19 protein-coding genes and 4 pseudogenes are annotated in these 20,555 nt (G+C 47.4%); 5 read left to right on the top strand and 18 right to left on the bottom strand.

Annotation, left to right across the window (positions count from 1 at the left end; all coding sequences use genetic code 11):
* Nucleotides 1-47 precede the first annotated feature (47 nt).
* From JGUZn3_RS05405 to JGUZn3_RS05395, 4 genes are all read left to right on the top strand, one after another.
* On the top strand, nt 48-458 hold the full coding sequence (locus JGUZn3_RS05405) for an ExbD/TolR family protein (protein WP_203414629.1): 411 nt from the start codon (nt 48-50) through the stop codon (nt 456-458).
* Between the two features lie 304 nt (nt 459-762).
* A complete protein-coding gene (locus tag JGUZn3_RS12610) occupies nt 763-966 on the top strand; it encodes a hypothetical protein (protein ID WP_338030802.1) in 204 nt (67 codons plus the stop codon).
* A 9-nt stretch (nt 967-975) separates the two neighbouring features.
* Entirely contained in the window at nt 976-1,191 is a 216-nt protein-coding gene (locus JGUZn3_RS12605) for a hypothetical protein (protein ID WP_275402858.1), read from the top strand.
* 190 nt (nt 1,192-1,381) lie between these two features.
* Nucleotides 1,382-1,639, top strand: coding sequence for a hypothetical protein (locus JGUZn3_RS05395; RefSeq protein WP_203414628.1), 258 nt, complete (start codon nt 1,382-1,384; stop codon nt 1,637-1,639).
* On the opposite strand, the gene JGUZn3_RS05390 is transcribed toward JGUZn3_RS05395, so the two are convergent.
* From JGUZn3_RS05390 to JGUZn3_RS05375, 4 genes and pseudogenes are all read right to left on the bottom strand, one after another.
* A complete protein-coding gene (locus JGUZn3_RS05390; protein WP_203414627.1) occupies nt 1,609-3,264 on the bottom strand; it encodes a S10 family peptidase in 1,656 nt (551 codons plus the stop codon). The genes JGUZn3_RS05395 and JGUZn3_RS05390 overlap by 31 nt on opposite strands.
* Before the next feature lie 458 nt (nt 3,265-3,722).
* Nucleotides 3,723-3,841 (bottom strand): annotated as a pseudogene (locus tag JGUZn3_RS05385) (30S ribosomal protein S16); the annotation flags it as partial.
* A gap of 401 nt (nt 3,842-4,242) precedes the next feature.
* Nucleotides 4,243-4,503 (bottom strand): annotated as a pseudogene (gatB, locus tag JGUZn3_RS05380) (Asp-tRNA(Asn)/Glu-tRNA(Gln) amidotransferase subunit GatB); the annotation flags it as partial.
* Nucleotides 4,504-5,528: 1,025 nt separating this feature from the next.
* A complete protein-coding gene (locus JGUZn3_RS05375) occupies nt 5,529-6,953 on the bottom strand; it encodes a hypothetical protein (RefSeq protein WP_203414626.1) in 1,425 nt (474 codons plus the stop codon).
* Here JGUZn3_RS05375 and JGUZn3_RS05370 point away from each other — a divergent pair.
* The gene (locus JGUZn3_RS05370) at nt 6,934-7,227 is read left to right on the top strand and encodes a hypothetical protein (RefSeq protein ID WP_203414625.1); all 294 of its coding nucleotides are present in this window, start codon (nt 6,934-6,936) and stop codon (nt 7,225-7,227) included. The genes JGUZn3_RS05375 and JGUZn3_RS05370 overlap by 20 nt on opposite strands.
* A 153-nt stretch (nt 7,228-7,380) precedes the next feature.
* Here JGUZn3_RS05370 and JGUZn3_RS05365 read toward each other — a convergent pair.
* The 14 genes and pseudogenes from JGUZn3_RS05365 to JGUZn3_RS05300 form a co-directional block, all read right to left on the bottom strand.
* Nucleotides 7,381-7,671: pseudogene (locus JGUZn3_RS05365) on the bottom strand (hypothetical protein); the annotation flags it as partial.
* A gap of 882 nt (nt 7,672-8,553) precedes the next feature.
* Nucleotides 8,554-9,159 (bottom strand): DUF2612 domain-containing protein, encoded by a 606-nt coding sequence (locus JGUZn3_RS05360; RefSeq protein ID WP_203414624.1) that lies wholly within the window; start codon nt 9,157-9,159, stop codon nt 8,554-8,556.
* Nucleotides 9,156-10,493 (bottom strand): baseplate J/gp47 family protein, encoded by a 1,338-nt coding sequence (locus JGUZn3_RS05355; protein WP_203414623.1) that lies wholly within the window; start codon nt 10,491-10,493, stop codon nt 9,156-9,158. The genes JGUZn3_RS05360 and JGUZn3_RS05355 overlap by 4 nt, the downstream gene beginning before the upstream one ends.
* Nucleotides 10,477-10,833 carry a hypothetical protein gene (locus JGUZn3_RS05350; protein WP_203414622.1) on the bottom strand — a complete coding sequence of 119 codons (357 nt, stop codon included), beginning with the start codon at nt 10,831-10,833 and terminating at the stop codon, nt 10,477-10,479. The genes JGUZn3_RS05355 and JGUZn3_RS05350 overlap by 17 nt, the downstream gene beginning before the upstream one ends.
* A 97-nt stretch (nt 10,834-10,930) precedes the next feature.
* Nucleotides 10,931-12,019: a hypothetical protein gene (locus JGUZn3_RS05345; protein ID WP_203414621.1), complete on the bottom strand. Its 1,089-nt coding sequence runs from the start codon at nt 12,017-12,019 to the stop codon at nt 10,931-10,933.
* The gene (locus tag JGUZn3_RS05340; protein WP_203414620.1) at nt 12,019-12,567 is read right to left on the bottom strand and encodes an ImmA/IrrE family metallo-endopeptidase; all 549 of its coding nucleotides are present in this window, start codon (nt 12,565-12,567) and stop codon (nt 12,019-12,021) included. The genes JGUZn3_RS05345 and JGUZn3_RS05340 overlap by 1 nt, the downstream gene beginning before the upstream one ends.
* A 145-nt stretch (nt 12,568-12,712) precedes the next feature.
* On the bottom strand, nt 12,713-13,369 hold the full coding sequence (locus JGUZn3_RS05335; RefSeq protein ID WP_203414619.1) for a Gp138 family membrane-puncturing spike protein: 657 nt from the start codon (nt 13,367-13,369) through the stop codon (nt 12,713-12,715).
* A 422-nt stretch (nt 13,370-13,791) separates the two neighbouring features.
* A pseudogene (locus JGUZn3_RS12890) lies at nt 13,792-13,896 on the bottom strand (hypothetical protein); the annotation flags it as partial.
* A 114-nt stretch (nt 13,897-14,010) separates the two neighbouring features.
* Entirely contained in the window at nt 14,011-15,237 is a 1,227-nt protein-coding gene (locus JGUZn3_RS05325; RefSeq protein WP_203414618.1) for a baseplate hub protein, read from the bottom strand.
* Nucleotides 15,234-15,545 carry a phage baseplate plug family protein gene (locus JGUZn3_RS05320; RefSeq protein WP_203414617.1) on the bottom strand — a complete coding sequence of 104 codons (312 nt, stop codon included), beginning with the start codon at nt 15,543-15,545 and terminating at the stop codon, nt 15,234-15,236. Before JGUZn3_RS05320 ends, JGUZn3_RS05325 begins: the two co-directional genes overlap by 4 nt.
* A complete protein-coding gene (locus JGUZn3_RS05315; protein ID WP_203414616.1) occupies nt 15,542-16,381 on the bottom strand; it encodes a hypothetical protein in 840 nt (279 codons plus the stop codon). The genes JGUZn3_RS05320 and JGUZn3_RS05315 overlap by 4 nt, the downstream gene beginning before the upstream one ends.
* A gap of 158 nt (nt 16,382-16,539) precedes the next feature.
* Nucleotides 16,540-18,276, bottom strand: coding sequence for a phage tail tip lysozyme (locus JGUZn3_RS05310; RefSeq protein ID WP_203414615.1), 1,737 nt, complete (start codon nt 18,274-18,276; stop codon nt 16,540-16,542).
* 1,440 nt (nt 18,277-19,716) lie between these two features.
* Nucleotides 19,717-19,893, bottom strand: a complete 177-nt coding sequence (locus JGUZn3_RS05305) for a hypothetical protein (RefSeq protein ID WP_203414614.1) — start codon at nt 19,891-19,893, stop codon at nt 19,717-19,719.
* Nucleotides 19,893-20,501: a hypothetical protein gene (locus JGUZn3_RS05300; RefSeq protein ID WP_203414613.1), complete on the bottom strand. Its 609-nt coding sequence runs from the start codon at nt 20,499-20,501 to the stop codon at nt 19,893-19,895. Before JGUZn3_RS05300 ends, JGUZn3_RS05305 begins: the two co-directional genes overlap by 1 nt.
* Between the last annotated feature and the right edge of the window lie 54 nt (nt 20,502-20,555).

Here is a 20,555-nt window from a genome sequence, read left to right as displayed (position 1 = left end):
ACCATCCCTGGAACACTCAATAGAGGGGGCAAAACAGGAGACAATTTATGAGCATGAATATTGGCCTGGACAGCTCAACAGAAGATGAACCCATTGTCGACATTAACACCACGCCGCTTATTGACGTGATGCTTGTGCTCCTCATCATGCTGATTGTCACCATCCCCCTGCAGACGGAATCGGTACAGATGGCCCTGGCTAGTGGCAACCAGGCCCAAACGCCCCAACAGCCAGAGCACATTAGTGTTGTTATTGATTTTGATAGCACTATTTTATGGAATGGCCAGCCCGTTGCCAACGAACAGGCCTTAACAGCCCTTATTCAAGCTGAGGCGGCAAAAGGAAACCAACCGGTTATAGAAATCCATCCAGACCGCCTGGCCAATTATACAACAGTAGCTGGGGTATTGGCCCATGCCCAAAAGCTTGGTTTAACCAAAATCACCATCCGTAACTAACCAACTCGTGTTTTTAGACCGTCTTATAAGTTCTTAGATCCTCTTCCAAGATATTCCTCCAATATCTTCCTCCAATCTGGGCCAACCTATAAAAACCCCAAAAGGCCTTTAACCGTTCCCCCCGAAACGACAGGCCACCCTCCAGATGACTCCCAGAATTGCTTCCAGATGACTCCCAAATGACTCATGGGCTTTCCAATAGGGGCTTTCCAATGGGGAGCTCTCAACGGAGGCTTTACAGTAGGCTTGGGTTTTATCGCCTCAGTTTTTCTATTCTAGCCCTTTATCCTCCCCTTGTGGTCACATATCACGTCAATCAACGATTATTCATAACATTGAATTAAAAGCTGGTGCTGGGGGGAAAATGGCCCGTTCAGCTGGGACTTATGCTCAGCTTGTTGGGAAAGACGGAGGCTATGCACAGATTAAAGTACACTCTGACGAGCTTCGTTTGTTCGTGGAGAATGTATGGCCACAATTGGGGCTGTATCTAACCCTGACACCATGAACCAAAGCTTTGGTAAGGCTTCGGACACGTTGGCAAGGGCGTCGGCCTCATAATCGTGGTGTTGTTATGAACCCTGTTGATCACCCTCATGGTGGTGGTGAGGGTCGGACCTCGGGTGGTCGTCATCCTGTTACCCCATGGGGTAAACCCACTAAAGGATATAAGACCAGAGTAAATAAACGGACTGACGGTTTGATTATCCGCCGTCGCAAAACAAGGTCGTAAACATGGTCACAAAACAGGTTTGAGGAACTCTCTCAGAAAAGGAAAAACCCTACACGTTGAACAGGCGGAAAATTTTTACGAATAGCGGGCAGAAGAATGGTGGTGGTAATGCCTTAGGCATGAGGGGGAATGATAACTTTGAAAACTTGTTGGCGGAAAGGGTAGGGTAATGCCTTAGGCATGAAGGAAAATGGCCGGTGCGGTCTTCTCTCCTGAGAATGGTGATGGTAATGCCCTGGATGTGAGGGGGATAGGGGGTGTTGAAAAACTCCAAGACCAATGCGGTGGTAATACCCTGGGCATGAGGGGGAATACCCAGGGCAAGTCGCTTTTCGTTCCCATATGGCCATCCTGCTCTTTTGTGCTGCAATCCCTTCCCTTGCCCTTATCCCTTAATGACCAGATTGTGCTCCTTCATTATTGTGCTCCTTCGTTACTGGTGGGGTGAGTTTGTGGGAAGGTGGGCGGGGCCTGAACCTGTTGGAAAAAATGGCCCACATCTTCACTTAAGGCCTTACGGCTAGCGGGGCGAAGATAGACCATATGCCCCCCCTTATAAAGATGCAAGCCGATCCGGTCTGCCCCAACGGGGATATGCTCCTTTACCCAGCGGGAAGTAGGAAAAGGGCAGACCAAGTCAAAATACCCATTGGCAATAAAGACCTGCAATGACGGGTTAATGGCCAATAATTTTCGTAAAACAGGAAGTTCGTGAATGCCGAGATTCTCTCCCTTGCTGGTAAAACTCCACTGGCTGTTCACCGCCAGGTTTAGTAATTGGTAGGTATGGTCTGTAATGTAGTTAAGCTGATGGGCCAAATAACCTGCATAGGCTGTTCCAAAGATTTGACCAAAACCATACAGCACAGGGTCGGGACTATCTTCACCAGAGCCTTCGGGATATGGATCTTGTATGGAAAGGGTAAAGTCGTAAAGGCTGTATAACCTACCATTACGGCTACGGATATCATGAGAGGATGCATCAATTTGCCCAAATTGACGGGCAATAACCTTTTCATCAAGCCCTGTTCGGTGGGCAAGTTCCTGATAAAAGGCAGAATGACGCTCTGCGATAGGGCCAATCAATTTTTGTACATAGGGGCCCGTAGCATAATGATAGGCATCATTCAGTTTTTTATCGTCCAGCTGGTTTTCTCCTTCCAGATGGGCCGCTTCTAGAACGGGAAGCTGCAAGGCGGTGGCCAACGGGTTAGAAACCGTATCAACCAAAAGGTTCATTTCAATAGCAGGGGAAATCATAACAAGACCAGAAACAATATTGCCCTGTTCACTTTGCAGGGCATTGGCTGTTTCAATGGCCCGCACCCCCCCATAGCTCTCCCCTACCAGGAAAACAGGAGAAAACTGCCGGCCATAGTGTGAAAGCCAGACCTGAATGGCTTTGGCAAACACTTTACCATCTTCCTTTATGCCGTAAAATTTCCCCGCTGCGGATTTAGAATCGGCCACCTGACTATAGCCTGTTCCGGGCGCATCTATAAAAACCATATCGGTATGGGTAAGCCAGGTATCGGGGTTGGGAAGCAAACGGGCATGGGCGCCATCAGTCGGAAGAGCCTCTGGAAACTCCATAACATAAGGCCCAGCAGCCCCAATATTGAGAAAGGCACTCCCCGCCCCTGGCCCACCGTTGAAGAAAAACGCTACTGGCCGGCTAGAACGAAATGCTGAGACCCTCTTGTTTTTATCCCCTGCTCCCTCTTTTTCGCCCTCCAGTAAATAGGCCGTATAAAACAAGGAAGCCTGAGGCTTGTTTTTTTCATCGCGGATCAGCAAGGTCCCCGCTGAAGCCGTGTAAGACTGGCTTGCTCCCTGAACGGACAGAGTATGGCTCGTGGTGCTATCTTCTGGCATGGGACGAATTTCTGTTTCATCGGGCGGGGTTTTTTCACCCGCCTGCATTCCCGACGGGCCAGAAGAAGCCACCTGGACCCCTGGTGCTGCCCAAAGGGGAGAGCCAACCACAACCCCACCCCCTATGACCCCAGATGCCGCCCACCCAGCATAAAGTACCCAGTCCTTTAACGATAATTTTAACAGTAAACGGACCATTCTGGTTTTTCCTTCTGCCCCTCATTCCACATTCTTTATAGAATTGTCATACCGCTTCCTGCTGAGGCAGACCAGACAAAATCTTCTCTTCACACCTAAATTCTCTTCACACCTAAAATCTGGCCATTCCTAAAACCTCATCATTCCTAAATTCTCGTTTTTCCTAAAATCTGGCATCGTTTTACCCTTTTGCCCCCTATTCTCTGCCCTCAAAGCCGGTGTTCCCACGGCTACAATCAGCTCTGGAGGCCGGAATCCTATTTGATTTTGGGGCCTATTGATTCTGAAGGCCTATTGCTCACAATGGTGGAACAATGAGTAAGGCTTCATCATGCTCCCAACATCTTCCTGGGGGAGGGTAAAAAGTTTCTGGGAATGAAAGCTTAGCTCTATTCCCTCTGACAGGGCTCATTTGCCATTTCTTGACTTCGTTCCAAATACTTGACTTCCCCCAGTTAATAAGAGCCGATGTTTTCAACAAAACGACCATCATGCGGGCTGCAGCTATCGGCTACAATAATCCGATAATAGGGGCGATAATAGCAGCGTTTTTTAGCACAGCCCGGGCAAGACGAATTTTACACTCATAATACTCTCTTTAATTAATAAAACTTTACCGACCAAACCCCAGTGACACCTTCTCCTTAGGAAGCAGTGCCCAAGAAGCGCTTGCCCTAGAAAGAGTAGGTTAATATAGCAGGCTATGGGGCCAGAAATGCTTAGAGGAAATAAACAGAAAAAGTTTGCCGTATATTTTCTGTAAAACGCGTATTTTCCATAAGAATGGGTGAGAAGAGAAAAAATGGATGAGAAAAGATTATTTTCTCCACCCTCTCAATCAGTTCTCTTTTGAGTTCGCGAAGGTCTTTTTTGAGTTCATAAGAATCTTCTTAGTTCGTAAGAGTCTTCATCACAAACGGTGCATCATATCCTTGAATTTCGAGCAATAGAGGACTATTTTCTTTTCAATAAGCCATCCTGACGCTGGGCCTCTACTTCTATGGCCTGCATAACATACCGAACAGAATTGAGGTTTTTAATCTCACAGCGTGTTCTAAATTCCTCCCCGGCTTTACGAACAGAAACATTCACATCTGCCCGCATGGAGCCTTCCTCCATATTGCCATCACACGTCCCGAGATAGCGCAGAATACTCCGCAATTTGCGCAAATAAGCCCCTGCCTCTTCTGGCATGCGGATATCAGGCTCGCTGACAATTTCCATCAAGGCCACCCCTGAAATGTCAGCCCAGAGTGACAGTCCAAAGTGACAGTCCAAAGTGACGACTGAAGTGATAGCCCGAAGTAACAGACAAAGGCGATCAGAAAAAAAGACCTACCGATTATATTCGGCTCTCGATCCTCATGGTCATAAGGTTTAATGCTGTAAAGTGGGCATTGCCTTTGTTGATGGGTAATAGCGCGCCCACTCAGGCAGTAAAAAACTCTGACAATAAAAACTCTGGCGGTAAAAACCCTGGTGGCAAAAATCCTGCTCCATTCTTTCGTTATTTGCAAAAAGGCCAATCTCGCAGGAAAGCACAGTGCCTTTCCTCTAAAATCCTTGGAAATTTCCAAGAAAACCCCTTTTCCCAAAAAAACCTATAAAAATGAAGCAAATTGTTTAAGAGGAAAGGCGTAATCGCCCCCCTCCGTGAGCAATATGGAAAATAAAAGAAGGCAGCTGTTACAGAAGGCATGAAAAGAGAGAACAACAGAACAAATTTATGGAAAATGAATTCTCCACAATGGCCACTCAATTCAACTTAATGTGAAGAGATGAAAAAGCCGGATAAAAAACAAAAAAAATACCCGTGTTATGGTAGCCCTTGTTCATATTGAGTGGCAGATTTCTGCCAGCTATTGATGAAAAGGTAAAACAAGCCTACAGTTTTATGACCTGACTTTTCTCAAAAGGCGATAAAACTATAGACTTGCATAAAAAAAAGTAATATACTTCTGACACAACCTATCTATGAACAGGTAGGAAATATACATCAAAACGAATTAACTTGGCCTCCCCATATAGTTATTACATACTCGGGGAGGAGTTTTTTTATATTACTCTTTTCTAACGAAAAGTCTACAATTTATTATGAGATTTTTAAATAATATTACCTTTTTTTTGTAAAATTTTTAAATTACTGTCGGCAATATTGGTTATTTTTGGCAAAATGGGTTTAATAACATTTAAGAATGTGAAATAGCTTTTTCTTCTTTCCCTGCTTTTCTACCATATAAAAATACTATGAATAAAAGGGTTTATTAACCTGAAGAAACAATCTGAATCTCGTAATCGGGGTCTATGCCCTTATACCCATACACAGGTTGTCCTTTTCCTGCCTCCAGATACCCTATAACCTTTAGCCCCCAACCATAATAAGCCGCCGATGAGCCATTATAACGACGCGTGTTGCTTCCCAAAAACTGATATTGGGGCAAAAGGTCGTATACAGTATAGGGGGAAATATCGCTATCCGTCGTCACAATGATCTGCCCGGAATCCAGGTTAAAAAACCTTCCCTGTGTGGCAGAATGAAACTGGCACATGCCAAAATGAACTGTGGTAGAATAACTGCCCCACCCCCCCATCATATAAGGGAAATACTCCAGATTCAGGAAGCGACACCCCACAAACTGATAGGAAACGGTAGGAGAGAACACCGTACCATCGGTCGGTTGCTGGGCAGGGTAGGCCTGAAGGGGAATAAAGTTGCACCCATTAAACTGAATATTGCCCCCATTATTGCCTACGATACTCCCTGTTAACAAAGAGCCCTGCTCTGTAACAAAAGAAGGGATTTGAATATTGACCCGAAAGGCATTTTTACTGGGCTGTTCTGCAGTCCCTTCGGCAATGGTATAGGGATTGGCCGAGGAATTTTGAGCGGCAAAATCCTTGCGGGCCTGATCCAAAAAAGAAGATCCCCATATCTCAATAGTAATCAAGCGCCGCCCAATATTAATACGATTATCAATATCGGCATACCCGCCAAAACGGGCCGTGTTATCTGCTGTTAGATAATAGGTTTCAGCCGCCTTAAGCCACAAGGCTACAGTGCCGCCTTCTGGAATAACGGAAAGGGCCTTCCCTATAGAAAAATAGGGCTTCTCCTGCGAACCATCTCCCGTGGTATCATTCCCTGCACTTGTAGAAATATAAAGGTTATTCCTCGCACCGGAAACCTTAGCCAGCAGCCTGCCATCGTGATCCCTAAAGAGAATGTTATCAGGATCATCAGAAACCTGCCCACTCACCACCGCCCAATAATTCCCAGGGGCAGTCATGCTCTTCCAATTCGTTCCTGTAGTAGGGTCTACTCTATTGGCATTGCGCAGGTTAACATAGAGCAGATAGGGAAGAAGGGGATTTTGAAGAATAGCGCCTACTGGATACCCCCCTATGGCACTGGCAAAAGCAGCATCATAGTGGGCTACCCCCCCTGCATCCTGCCATTGGGCATGCCTGGAAAGATCGTAAAGGATGGCATTCATATCTGGTCCTTGGGGGGGCTGTCCTCCATTTTCGATAGGGGTCATCGTCCGCCGTGGAAACCCCATGGCATAACTGGCTTGGGAGGCATCGCTTGGTTGGCTCTCAGGTAAAGTCCTGATGGTTGCAGGATCTGCATTTTCCCCAAAAGCAATCGTCGTCCGACGTGGTGGTTTAATGGTTTTTGGATCGGCCATAATCTTTCCTCATAAAAAAACCTCCCGACATCCCGTGGGAGGGTATAGATACGAACTCATTTTCCATAAAAACGGATGCGCTGCCCGCCTGGCCCAAAAGCCTATTCCACAGACTAGAACCTACAGAACAGAACACACCCATAAATCAGGAAACACACGAGCCCTATCACCGTTATTCTCCGCGCATGCAGAAGATGATGACTCTGCTCCGGGGGCTTCAGAAATTACCGTTGATAAAGCCCGCCTAAAAGCCTACAAATGTTTAAGGCTATAATTATTAAAAAAGCCACGATATAGAGATCAAGTTCTAAAGAAATAGAAAGGCCTATTCCCAGCCTTTATTGATCTGTGCCTTTATCGATCTGTTAAAATGATCGCTAGAACCTACAAGCTATGAAACCCTTAGACTGATAGCAGGGCATTGCTTAATGGCTCTACCCCTACGCCCATTATCGAACAAGGCATCAACTGATTCCTGAAGCATACGCTTTTCATTACGGACAATAATATCGGGTGCGCGCAGCTCAATCAGTCTCTTGAGACGGTTGTTACGGTTAATCACACGGCGATATAAATCATTCAGGCCAGAGGTCGCAAAACGTCCTCCATCCAAAGACACTAAAGGACGCAATTCAGGCGGAATAAAAAGAAGGAATAAAAACAGAACAGGTCCCTTTTTCCCCTCCCCTCCCATTAACCACCCTCCAAACTGGCCCATTCTTTTTGAATAGTCCTCGCTCCTATCCGATTTTGGAGAACAAACAGCTTGCCCGAGAGAAGACGGCTTACCCGAAAGACGCTTGAAGGGCTTTTGATGGTGTATAATCTGGTGGTGTACACTCTGTGGTAAGAGCAAGACCCAGACTGTGGTAAGGGTAAGATCAAGGTCAGTGCCCTCTCTACAAATAACGGCGGCAGCGGCACCGCCAGGGCGCTTAACTGTCTACCCGCCAATATGCTCATACTGGTTCCAGCCCCAAGCTCCAGACCCAAGCCTAAAGGCAAGGTCGGCACACCCAATAAGGCGTAGCAAAACCTCTAAAGGCTTCAACCAGACCCGAAAACAGGCTAATGAAAATATTCAATGAAAGAATAAAGGTAAAGGCTGACATGTTATGGGTCACTTCTTTACGGAAGAAAAGGGCGCTAACCTTATAGATAAACCAAAAATATTATAGCTTTAGGGAAAGAGACGTCACCTGATGATCGCTGATTAACTCGGCGATCTGATGATGAGAGATCAAAAATCAGAGAGCTGATTGATAGCGAATACCAGCTCAACAGCACAGACAAAGCTTCTGGTAGAAGCTGAGAGACTGTAGAGTTGGGGCTTGGGGCTTGGGGCTTGGGGCTTGGGGCTTGGGGCTTGGGGCTTGGGGCTTGGGGCTTGGGGCTTGGGGCTTGGGGCTTGGGGCTTGGGGCTTGGGGCTTGGGGCTTGGGGCTTGGGGCTTGGGGCTTGGGGCTTGGGGCTTGGGGCTTGGGGCGATAATATAGCGGTGCGCAAGAGTGAATCAACCTCTAGACTCATAGAATTTCGTATTATAAATTTCATATTTCTGATTTTAGGCCCACCTTTCTATAACCTACAACCTACACGGGCTAGCCTTGCTGGCTGGCCCGAGCAAACGCTATCTCCACTACTATCTCCACCCCGGCAGGGCGCAAAACCGCTATAATAATTTTCAGCAATGCCAGGTCATTCTGGCCAATCTCCCATTCAGTCACCACGGTAAGGCTCATATCACGGTTGTCTTTTAAATAAATCCGCCCCTTTTGAGCAAAAAGACGAGAAAGAATGGCGTTAAGAGAAGCTATGGAACCATCGGAAATATTGGCCGCGGCCTTGGCCAGAATCAGGCCACGATAATCGTCATCACTTAACAGCGTCTGGTGGGACAACACTGTCATACCATCCCAGAAAACACCTTGGCCCGTGATTTGCCCGAAAGGGCGTGCCAGGGCTGTGGTTTCTTCCTGAAAGCCAAACCAGGTTGTAGTGATGCTGCTGATAGCCCTTTCCACCCCCACGATCTTTCCCCAAATATCCAACCCATATCCTTGGGCTGTTTCTATATCCCAAAAGGTTAGAACAAACTCCTCCCAAAACTGGCGGGGATCACTCTCGGCATTTAAAGCGCCCAGTAAGCCATTCAACACGGGGGCATTAGCATATTGGGCAATAACGGTATCATGATAACGCATCATGGAAAAATAACCTCTATATCATCCATAGAAAGGGTGGGGTATTCGGTAATATCTGTTGAAACTGAAACAGAAAAATCTCCCCCATCGCGTGCTACTCCTACAAGAGAAATATTGGCCCACACCCCTAGGGCCTGAATAGCAGCATAAAAACGAGAACCATAAATAACAGACCCTATACGCAGGTGCTCGCTACCATCTATCCCATTAAAATTATTATAAACAGCAGCCTTTATAAGCTCTTCTGCACTATCAGGGTGAGAAGAGGAGACAGCCATCTCCACCCTTATCGCAATACGAACAGGAAGGGCTCGCTGGAAAGTTATGCTATATTGCGGTAAAGGAGGGGCATACCCGTTCTGGTCATCAACGATGGTGACATTGGTATTCCCCGTCATGTCACATCCGGGAGGCTTTTTTTGCCAGATCGCCTGGGCTATCGCGCTATCCTTCCCCCCTGATACGCAGATGTAAAGACTATGGGGTTTTAAGGTAACCCCCCCTTTAACCACCGGCAAGGCAGAGGGATTGTCCACCACATAGGCATCCCTTACCCCTTCAACCTGGCGCAAGGTTCCCACCAGGGAAGAAACCGTGTTAAGGGCGTTATGCGCACTGGATTCACGCCTTCTGGCTTCAAACTGGGCCCGGCTTTCAACATTTTGACCAATGATACCCTCCTGCTGATTGATAATAGAATCCCAACCAGGGATAATTTGATAAATCTGGGTGAGCGTTCCGGCAGGACATTCAAGAGGACCCAGCTCTTCGGCGGCAAACTCGATCTCCACTGTCGATGTTGCCACCGAAATCGTGCCTGACTGCGTAGCCCTATACACATTGCCTGCATGATCGCGGGCTTTGGCCCCTTGGGGAATAACCGTACCCGCTGCCCCACGGCAAAGGCACACAACGCGGGTTGCCAAGGCAGGCTTGCGATAGAGAAAGTAGATTTTCCCTATAGCATCTTGCATTTTTCCTTCTGCCACCGTGGGGTCGATCTGGTTAACATAATACTGCAACAAACCGTAAGCATCGTTAAGTATGGCTGTTTGTGTGGTCGCTATCTGCCCCTGAGGGCGAGAAAGGAGAAAACGATTGCTTTGGTCAAAAAAACTCAGGGTGTTTCCAAAAGCACCATTGATATCAGCAATGACACCAGCCAGAAGCTCGGCCTCTGTGGGAATAACAAGCCCCTGTCTGGTAAAACGCGGTGCCGGTACAGAGGTTGTCGGGCTTACCGCAGCAATGGCCCTGGCCTGTTCACTATTAACGACCTGTTCATCACTATTAACTAAGTCACTATTAACTAAGTCACTATTAACTAAGGGGGACATTCAACTCTTCTCCTGTTTGGGTGCTCACCACAATGCTGCCTTCCATAACCCGTGTCGCCTTGTTCAGCCCAAGGCGAGCCACAGCCCCAACCACACCGGGCACCGTACGGGCGGCCTCTTCTATTTTTTGCCGGATCATTCCCCGATGCGGCACCACCCCCAAGCTTGTGGTAAAATGGGGGATCCCTTGGCGGGTATCATACCACCCTTCACCTGCAAACAACTTAACCTCATTGGCAACAGACTGCGCTATGGCATAGGGCTCATGGGTTACGGCAATATTCCCATAAGGATCTGCCACCAAATCCCATGTCGTGCGGTTTAAAAGAAGATCAGCCATTTGGAAAACTCCAACAAAAAACCCTCCACAGGGGAGGGGGAACAAAAGATGAAACAACTATATTTGCCAATTTTAATAAAAAATTAATTCAAAAAATCTATTTTTTCGACTTCATTCTCGCAATAATCTTACGAATATGTTCTTTTTCTTCTTGTTCAAATCGAAAATTTTTTGAACCGTTTTTAACGGGCTCTTCGCTATCAATATCATTTTTCACTCGATCATCTTGCTTTTGAATATTATCTATTATTTTATTATATTCTGACTTATATTTTTCGTAATACTCTGGGTTATTTTTAAAGCTTAAATTGGTCGCCTCGCATTTTTTTAAAAAATCTATTATAAAAATAGAAAGTTTTGATCCATTAATAGACTGAATACCAAAGTTTTCTTTTAAGGATTCCTCTAGTTTTTTTTGGGACTCATCTGACATAGTATTTATATAAAATAGAGGATATTCTATCCCTTCATAAATACCCTTCAAAGGTTGACGAGAATGGAAAAATAGATCTTTTTTAAATTTTATTGCCAATTCTCCACTTGTTGCTGACAATAAATTACAAAAATCTAATGACATTACAAATTTTTCTGGTGCAGAAAAACGAGATATTCTAAACCCCTCATCCATATGTTTCCCAACAAAATCAAAAAGATGAGGCTTGTTATCCGCAATAATTTCATCTTCTTCACTTAAAAAGAGCTCTTCGCCATTGCTAACAATATTTTCAACTTTTAAAGTTTGGTTTTGAGTAGGAAAATCAGCTACCCATCCACATCCCTTAACGTCAAGCTCTTTAGTAAATTCATTATTTTTCAAATATTCTCTAAACTCTAATAAAGCCAATAAAAAAGCATCCACACAGAAAAGTAAATGCTTCTCGTTTAGAATCCTGCATGAAAAAATGATTTCATCACCCAAAAATTTCCAAACTTTTGGGAAAGCATCTTCTATGATTTTACAATTAAAGGGTGTAGAAATGCAAAATTCATATTGCTTTTTTACAATACCTGGAAATATTTTATAAAATTTACTGATTTCTGATACCCATGTAGGATATAGATTATTCTCTAGCTGTTGTGCTCCATTTTTTGAAGCTTTGTAGGCTGTTGCCCCAGATAAATCCACAGAAAGAAAAACGCGTATTCTGTAATCTGGGACCTTCTTAGCGTTTTCTATCGCAGACATTACAAACCTAAAGATGATACTCTTACTTTAGCAGCAGAAAGGCTGACTCCAAAATAATCAGAAACCTTTACAATGCTCGCATTATCTGTTGTGTCAATTTTGTTCTCTTCAAAAAAACCTATGAACCGTTCTTTTGGCATTAAAAGCTCTGCCGCAAAAATATTAGCTTCTCTTTCGGCTCTCCTCTGATCGCTATCTTCTTCATCAACCCAGCGAGTAGCTCTCATTCTGTAGGAATTGTTTTTAGAATGTTCAGGCAAAAAATGAAGAAACAAATGCCCTAATTCATGTGCAATGGTGAAGCGATCACGTCTAGGTCCTGTTATTCCAGATATAAAAATAATAAAACTACTATCAGCTTCTATAAGAATAGAATCTGGGTTTCCATCATATATATCCTTAATAGATACCGTTCCATTCAAATCATGTACTAATGATAATAGATTATCGCCAGGTTTTAGTTTAAATTTTTCTATAATTATATTAGTGATTTCACGAATTGATCGCTTCAAAAGCCCTGAGGGCTTAGGCGTTGAATAGTCTTCCATTTTCCCTCCTGATTCCTAAGCCATTTATAGTGTTAACTACGAAAACTATACGTAGTTTATACGACAAAAGTATCTTTCTAATTATATAAGCAGATTTATTAAATAAGTCACCAGATTTATAAATATATAAATATATTTATAACCCCTACTCCGCCTTCCCCGTTGTACCCTCACCTGAACGCACACCCCCATGGGTATGGTTTTGCAAGCTGATAGACCCAGCCTTAACATCACCAGTAGCTGTGACCTGGCCAGTCAGCTTGAGGTTCCCCTCAACAGTGATGCTACCTTTCACCTCGATATCGGCCATAATTTTAACCGGCTGAGAAGAGGAAATGGTAATCCCCTCTTGGGGATCAAGGTGAATAACATGGGCCACTTTCTCCTCAGAATGGAGATGCTGGATAAAGACCGCATCTTCCCAGGCATGGGTACGCAATGTTTCTGGGGCATCTTCTTTCAGGTTTCGTTTAACGCGGGTAATATCACGTTGGGAAAAGCAGACAAAACCAATATCTCCTTCCACCGGATCAACCTGGATGAGACAATTGCCCCCCTGAACATAGCCATAAGGCACATCAAATATCTTCCCATGGGCAATCACCTCTCCTGTGGGAGTGATCTGGTGCACCATGGGGGTGCAGGTTAGGCGCTTTTTGGCCTTATCAACCTTGACCACACGAGCGGGAATAGAGGTATTAACATTCTGGCGGATATGCTGTGCAGTCATAAAATCGTGAGCATTGAACTCACTTTGCATATCGTTGATACTGGCAAAACCATAATAACGTTGATCAGCCATAGCGCTTTTCCTTCCCTTCGCTCATAAATAACCTTCTTTCATAAAATAAAAAGCCCTAGGGCCTGGCCATAACGATCAACCACGACGATAACAGCCCAAGCCAGTACCAGGCCAATATAGCTAGGGCCAGTAGAGCTAAGCGGTGGGGCCTGTATGGACGCGGGTTCACACCCCAGCACCCTTCTTTCCCCAACACCCTTATAACAGCACCCCTTATAAGAAGACCCATACAACCCTCTGTAAGAAAACCCATACGAGAAGAATATCCATACGAGAAATACCCTTACACGCCTGCGATACAAGGTTTGTTTGCTGTTTTTTGGTTATACCATCTCGAAATACCCATATCACTTGGGATATAGCCCCTCGGTATTGCGGAACCTGCGGATGATCGCGAAATACCCATACGGGCCTGTATTCCAGGCCCAACCCAAATGGGTTTCCAATATCTGCTCCACATTCATACGTAATGGCACACCTAAAGGATTAAGAACAATATCCTTTGGTGTTCCATCTTCAAGAAAACGAACACCTGAGATAACGAACGTCTAAGTCATGAATGACTGGGTTATGAACACCTGGGGCAAGAACGCCTAGGCAACAAACGCCTGGGGTAACAACCCGTAAGGCAATAAATGCCCTTACTGTGAGGGGTCTAAACCACTGGCCTGAATATCGGTAAACCAAGGGCCCTGGCTTTCCTCGGTAGAAAGGCTATGTGATAGCCCATGAACCACATAATACCCCGACGCCCCAAAAAAATCGCTTTTGACCTCAATGATATCCCCATTGCGGATATCGTTCCGAAACAGGCACCGTAACCCCACCATAGTCCCATTAAAACTGGGATAGCCAATAAGCCCCGTTTGCGGGCTAATAAGGGGAAAAGCGTTGGCCTTTTCTTGGCCATTCCCTGTAAAACCAGCACCTATAAAGCCCGCCCCTCCTGTAAACTCAGACCCCGCAAACCCATCCCCTGAAGACCCCGTGCTCTGAGCATTACTCTGGGCAGTACTCTGAGCAGTAGTAATTTTGGCGGCTCTCTGGGTGGTGCTTTGGGCGCTACTTTGGGTGGCTCTCTGGCGGCCTCCCCCCAGGGGCCAGATGGCTAAAAGGCCATTCTCTACCACATAATTAAAGCGCCCTACGGCAGCACATTTTGCAATCTGCTCACGCGCAGAGCCCGAAAAATACGGGTTATGAATAATGGTCTTTACGCCATTATTCTCAAAAACAAGGCCATTATCTTCAGCAATCTGGCGGATAATGGCCGCTGCCTCTATATCCCCCTCAAAGCTTGTGGCCATTCGTGGCTTGAGCTGAATATCAGAGAGTGTGCTGGCCTGAAGAAACAAAAAGGGATCAGGTGCAGAGGAAAAATCTGCATGGCATTGCAGCATTCCGCCCTCAAAAATACGGGTCATATGGGTAGGGCTTTCACCAGCGTAAACCGTTACCCCAATGGTCTGCCCATTATTAGCATAGCGGAAAAGCCCCATATTCCCAAAACGCGAAAGGGCCGCCATTTTTTCCCGCCCCATGTTAAAGATGGAGAGGCTACAGTGGGGATGGTCCTTCCCCCCCAATACCACCACCGTGCAGGCTATCCGGTAATTGATAAAGGGGACTGTTGTAGGCTGTGATGGCCTGACCCTGTCAGCGTCTCCCCAGGGGGCAAGGCCTGCCCCTTGGCTAACCCCTTCATAGGTCAGGATTGTTTTATGATCTTGTCCGCCTGCCGTCCCTTCTGCCTGATGGGGAATTGTCACACTCACATTGATATAACGATGGGTAAAAGGGGCTTGGCCTTCTGGCTGATGGAACAATGACCCCCCTAAAACTGAACCACTCATTGTAGAACCACTCATTGTAATAGGGCCTCACTATCCCATACCAGAATAAAACGGTGCCCAAAGCCCGTATAATCCGGATCTTCCGCCCCTTGCATGTCATAAAAGGCCAAATCTCCAACAAAACCAAGATATGCCAACTGCACAAGAGGGGTACGATTGCGGCACTGCATACCCAAAATAACAGGGCCCCCATCTTTATAAATATCCATAAATGTGCCAGCACCCTGTTTGGTATCAATCACCAACCGAACATTCTGCCCGCCAAGGCTTACTTGAACAGACTGGTGAGAAAGCACTGAAAGATTAATCACCAAAGAGGTCATGCCAAAAGCCCCCCTAACCCCTGTCCAAACGACGAACTACCCAATGCGCCCTGCCCAATAACATGTTGCTGGGCAATACTGGGCTGAACCGCCCCAACACTCCCCCTATCGAGAGGCGCCATCTGGAGCCCTGTTTTTGTATTCTGCCCATTGGTGGTGGCATAAAGGCGAACCTCCTGAAGGGTCAGCATGGCATTGACCAGCTGGGTACCGCTTTGGGCTGTGCGTTGCCAGCTGATATTCACAACAGAAAGATTGGTAAAAGAGGCCTCCGGCATTTGCAAAAAGAGAAGCTCTGTACTCCCCCGCAACCCATCAAGCACCTGAAAGAACCGGCTACGCTGTGCCTCTGTACCCGAACAGCTTACCCCCACCTGGTGCTGACGGGGCAACACATGCTTGTTATAAGAAACAAAATCCCCCCCTTCCAACGGGGCATTGGCAATATTACTTTGGCCGTTATAGCTGAAATGGTAATGGATAATCCCAAATTGACTGTCGGCAAAAACGGGCTCGCCTGTCTGTTGAGAATACAGCCCCCAGGCAATCGTCAGTACATCATCAATAAGGGAAAAGCCGGTTGAAACAGCAAACCCCTCAAAGGCTGAGGCCACATTCTGACCCGCCGAAGCCCTGCTTGAAGAAGACTGCCCCACCAAGGCCCGGGCGGCCCGTGCAGTAGAAGGGACGGTGGAAGGGGCAGTAAGAGGAACGGTGGGAAGAGTAGAAGGCAAGCCCGTAGAGGCCTGGTTTGTAGCAGCCACGCTCGCAAGGGCCTGGGGCCCATTTCTCGTGGTAGGGGGTAATGCTCCAGATAAGGGCTGTGGGTTATCCATAGCTATACTCCTATTAAAAAACCAATGCCCAGCAAGATGGCCGCTAAAAGTGCTAACCGCATAAGGCATTGAAACCAAAGCTTGAGAAAAACCATATTTTGTACATCCTGCGTTAAGCCCCTCTCCAACCTTCTTGAAGTCAGCGCTTAAAATGGTGCCTATATCATACCGGTATTGGCCTGTAAGGCATAAGGGTTTGCTTGCATCGACAGCACGCTGGAACCCCCCAGCCCTGCCGAATTAGCCGTAAGGGGGCACATGGCATAAGCGCCTCTCTCTTGGGGGCTCACCGTAGATCTCTCACCTCTTGGTTCATAACCCCGCGCTATGGTATAGGCGGCCTCACCGCTCGTTTGGCCCCTAGGCATGGCTCCCTGGAGGGTGGTATTATAGTAAGGAATTTCCTCTTTGAAAAAAGCGCTGGAACCAATAAAGGCATACCCCCCTGCCTGCATGTGCCCCATGGCCCAGCGCGCCTGGTTTTGGGCAAGGAGCATGGCAAGCTGTGCAGTACGCCTGGCCTCCCGCTCGCGTTGTTGGTGGGTTAAGCCAGGCCTGACATAACGACGCGAAACCGTATAACCTGCCTCCCAGGCAGTATCGGCCTGGCTTAGGGCGTGGCCTGCCGCCTGTTCGGTATGGCGCAATTCCCAATCAATAAATAAGGCTTGCTCCTCTATGCTCGCCTGGCGTAAAGGATGCCCAAATAAGGCCACAAAATTGGCCTCCCGCTCGGGGTGCCACTGCAGCAAACCATGGGCTTGCCCGTTATCGCCTACCCGGGTCGGGTCAAAACCAGATTCCAGCGAAATGCGAGCCAGAATGGCTGCGATATTGGCTGTATCCCAATGGCGGGCACGTAATATGGTTGCTATACGTTGGGGCACTCCCCCTGCAAAACCCTTTCCTCCCTCATCGCCCCCCTCATCGCTATGAGAAAAAGCCCCTTGCGGGAATGACGACCCTCCTCCCATACCTTGAAGCGAAACATCCGGCCCAAGTGCCGGGAGCCCTTGCCGCAGGCCAGCCCCGTTCTGCCTACCCCCTAGAGTGCCGAGAGTGTTCCGGCCAGCCAAAGGCCAAGTTAAAGAGAAAGCCCCTACTCTTCCCCCTTCTAATCTCGTCTCTCCTAATCTTGTCTCTCTTGGCCTTGTCCATCCTGGTCTTGTCCCCTCTGCCGCACCCCATTGTGAGTTAGCCAATACCAAGCCTTGTACCAAACCTGCCAAACGGGAAAAGGCTGAAACATCGCCCCCCGATGCCAAGGCTTTTCCTGGGCTCTCTTGCTCCATCGCTGCTGACTGTATAAGGGGAAGATCTTGCCTCCCTGCAGGGAGCTGTAAACCCCCGACAGGGAGCAATAAGGGTGCATTATTTATCCTCAATCGTGGTAATAAAACACCGTTTTTTTCCTTTGGAGACCCTGCCGGATCATTCCCCCCCAAAATGCTCGCCAGAAGTGGTGCGTAAAAAAGTGGTGCATAAAAACGCATGGTCCATTGAGCAATCTGGCGGTAATAAGGCCATAATTCTGCAAAATTTTTCTGCCCTTCTTGATCGATCCTGGCCTGATCTCCTTCATCCCGCTTCCTCTTGGCCCGACCTACCCTGGATAAAGAACGGGGGATATTTTTCTTATTTTTCAATTTCCGAGTAAGGCTTAAGCGTTGAGCATTGCCTGTTGTACGGCGCTGCTTTTGTGGGGGTTCCACTTCTTCCTCGCCCTCTTCTCCCGCTAGTAAAAAGGCTTTTTGAGAAAGCCTTTGCCAGTACTGTCTCTGTGATGAGGCCTTAATGATCGGGCTCTTTAACAAGCTGCCCCCACCAGAAACAGGAACACCCCCAAAGAGGCCAGTACGCTTCTTTCGACCAGAACTATAAGGTCTTTTCCTCATGGTTTTATTCCCCTGTTGATGACATCATGCTGGCAGTTCGTCATTTTTCATCCCTGAGATTTTTCGCCCCTGGGATTTTTTCTCTCAATTTTGCTCTAAATTTTTATCCCGATTTCTGCCCTGATTTTTTGCCCTGAACTTTTTCTCCAAACTCTTTCCCTGAACGCTTTCCCTGGGATTTTCACGCCTCTGGAGGTTTTTTCTTCTCTAGAGTTTCCCCCTAGAGAGGGCTCTCCTCTGGGAGTCTTCCTTTGGTTTGTGCCTTACCATACATTCACCAATAACCCTAGAGAGGGCTCTCCTCTGGGAGTCTTCCTTTGGGGATCTTCCCTTGGTGGTCTCGCTGATGGTCTTTCCCTAGGGTTCTTTCTCTGGGGGATTCTCCTTTGGGAAGGGTTCTCCTCAGGAGGTTGGCCAGCTCAGGCATGATCACCCTTTCATGATGGCCCAACCATGCACCGAAGAGTTACCACCGTGCAGGGACCCTCTACACTCTCCAACCCGGTCTGCTCCTCAAGGTGAGCACCACTGGACAAACCCCGATAGCAGATACCCCACCAAAGAGGCTGTAGAACGGTTGATTGGTGTCTCAAATTATTAGTGTCCTCAAGGCACGGATGAAGCCTCGAATAAAGGAACCCCCGGCAGAGATAAAAAAAGCGCCAGGCAGAAAGCACGGGACTAAAGTGGGGCATTCCCTTCAAGCTTCACAAAGCGGCCTCTTACGGTATTCCTGTCGTTTGCCCTTCTCTTCTAGCTGAACAAATTGGCTAAGCAAAATAGCTGGCAAAATGGCGAAGATCTGCTCGCTACCACCAGTGAAGATCCCGCCCTTTTTGCCTAGTGCCTGCACCAGCTCTATCCTTCTCAGGCTTTATGGAAAAAGCTTCACCTCAATGCCCTGAACAGAATAGAACAGGAAAGAATAGAACTAGACTGTAGCAAAGAAACTTTTAACCAGGCCTTGCGAGATAGAGTAATCCTGTAAACTCAACTGGGGTCATGAACCATTCCAGAACCCCTTGCCCTCCTTGCTCACCAATACAGAGACCACAGAAAACTCAGAATGCAGCATCCTGAAAAAAATTGCGCTAGAGATCAAACCTTAGGAAGCCCCCCCAGAAATGTTATAGGGAAGGGTATAGAAAAGGCTATTGAGCAGCGCCTTGTTCCCCCTCTTTTCAGCAAGGTTTTTCGGCTCTTAATGGTTTTTCCGCCCCAAAGAGGACCTTATCACCCAGAGAAGACCGCCACGTGAACCCTTATGCCTCTTTAAGCCTTCCCCCTGATGATCCCTCTCAGCTTTCACCCCTGCTTGCTTACGCCCTTGGGCTCATACCCGTGGCCTGAAGACGCCTGGTGTGGTTTTCCATCTGGAGAATAATCAAGTCTAACATAAGGTATAAATGATGGCCCCTCTCAACTTTCACCCCTGCTTGCTTACGCCCTTGGGCTCATACCCGTGGCTTGAAGCCGCCTGGCGTGGTTTTCCATCTGGAGAATAATCAAGTCTAACATAAGGTACAAATCCCGCACGCTATAACAGGTTTGGAGTTCATGCAGGCTGGCCATACGCCCCATTAGGATACAGGCAATGGTTTGGGGAAGGCTACGCACTATTGTGCCAGTGGGAATGTCGCCCCCGCCTGGGTAATCCGGCGATACAGGCATGGGACGACGGGCATAAAAAAATCGGTATGCAACCCAAAAGCCTCACGCCGAAGGGTGACCACCGTACGGGGATCCTCTACAATCTCCAATCTGGTCTGCTCCTCAAGGCGAACATCGCCGTGCGGGCCCCGATAGCAGATACACTCCCAAAGAGGCTGCAGAACAGCCTTTTGCTCTTCAAGCGGCAAACGCAGAAAAAGGGCCAATCCCAGGGCTGCTACCATTTGTGTTGGTGTGGCCTCGCGCGCACCCTCCTTTTGTGCCCGCACCTCTTCATTGGCCTGCTCGCGGGCTTTTTCCACCGCTGGGTGGGTGTTTGGCACCCCCTGGGGAGGCGGGATATCGACCAATTCAGGCTCGGCAAAAGCCTCACGCAGGCTTTCTGAGAGCATGAGCATTACCCCGGCATCAGAATGCTGTATGGCCCGATGCACGGCACTAATGGCCCCCCGAGCCCATTCCTCACACGAGAAGGCATCCATCTCCCGAATAAGAAAGGCCTTCCCCTGATCACGCCCATGTTGAATGGTAATGAGTTTTTCTCTTCTGGACATAAACTTTTCTTTTTAACCTATCGTTAAAGGGTCTGTGACCACCCTTAATTTACC

The sequence above is a fragment of the Entomobacter blattae genome, from assembly GCF_014672835.1.
Classification (GTDB): domain Bacteria; phylum Pseudomonadota; class Alphaproteobacteria; order Acetobacterales; family Acetobacteraceae; genus Entomobacter; species Entomobacter blattae.
Note: the sequence above shows the minus strand (reverse complement) of the source record. Positions and strands in the feature narration are given on the sequence as shown.

Bases quoted from the DNA above. Each gene is read 5' to 3' on its own strand.
- JGUZn3_RS05405 (WP_203414629.1), top strand. From the start codon at position 48: ATGAGCATGAATATTGGCCTGGACAGCTCAACAGAAGATGAACCCATT.
- JGUZn3_RS05395 (WP_203414628.1), top strand. From the start codon at position 1,382: ATGGCCGGTGCGGTCTTCTCTCCTGAGAATGGTGATGGTAATGCCCTG.
- JGUZn3_RS05390 (WP_203414627.1), bottom strand. From the start codon at position 3,264: ATGGTCCGTTTACTGTTAAAATTATCGTTAAAGGACTGGGTACTTTAT.
- JGUZn3_RS05370 (WP_203414625.1), top strand. From the start codon at position 6,934: ATGGTTTTTGGATCGGCCATAATCTTTCCTCATAAAAAAACCTCCCGA.
- JGUZn3_RS05375 (WP_203414626.1), bottom strand. From the start codon at position 6,953: ATGGCCGATCCAAAAACCATTAAACCACCACGTCGGACGACGATTGCT.
- JGUZn3_RS05360 (WP_203414624.1), bottom strand. From the start codon at position 9,159: ATGATGCGTTATCATGATACCGTTATTGCCCAATATGCTAATGCCCCC.
- JGUZn3_RS05355 (WP_203414623.1), bottom strand. From the start codon at position 10,493: ATGTCCCCCTTAGTTAATAGTGACTTAGTTAATAGTGACTTAGTTAAT.
- JGUZn3_RS05350 (WP_203414622.1), bottom strand. From the start codon at position 10,833: ATGGCTGATCTTCTTTTAAACCGCACGACATGGGATTTGGTGGCAGAT.
- JGUZn3_RS05345 (WP_203414621.1), bottom strand. From the start codon at position 12,019: ATGTCTGCGATAGAAAACGCTAAGAAGGTCCCAGATTACAGAATACGC.
- JGUZn3_RS05340 (WP_203414620.1), bottom strand. From the start codon at position 12,567: ATGGAAGACTATTCAACGCCTAAGCCCTCAGGGCTTTTGAAGCGATCA.
- JGUZn3_RS05335 (WP_203414619.1), bottom strand. From the start codon at position 13,369: ATGGCTGATCAACGTTATTATGGTTTTGCCAGTATCAACGATATGCAA.
- JGUZn3_RS05325 (WP_203414618.1), bottom strand. From the start codon at position 15,237: ATGAGTGGTTCTACAATGAGTGGTTCAGTTTTAGGGGGGTCATTGTTC.
- JGUZn3_RS05320 (WP_203414617.1), bottom strand. From the start codon at position 15,545: ATGACCTCTTTGGTGATTAATCTTTCAGTGCTTTCTCACCAGTCTGTT.
- JGUZn3_RS05315 (WP_203414616.1), bottom strand. From the start codon at position 16,381: ATGGATAACCCACAGCCCTTATCTGGAGCATTACCCCCTACCACGAGA.
- JGUZn3_RS05310 (WP_203414615.1), bottom strand. From the start codon at position 18,276: ATGAGGAAAAGACCTTATAGTTCTGGTCGAAAGAAGCGTACTGGCCTC.
- JGUZn3_RS05300 (WP_203414613.1), bottom strand. From the start codon at position 20,501: ATGTCCAGAAGAGAAAAACTCATTACCATTCAACATGGGCGTGATCAG.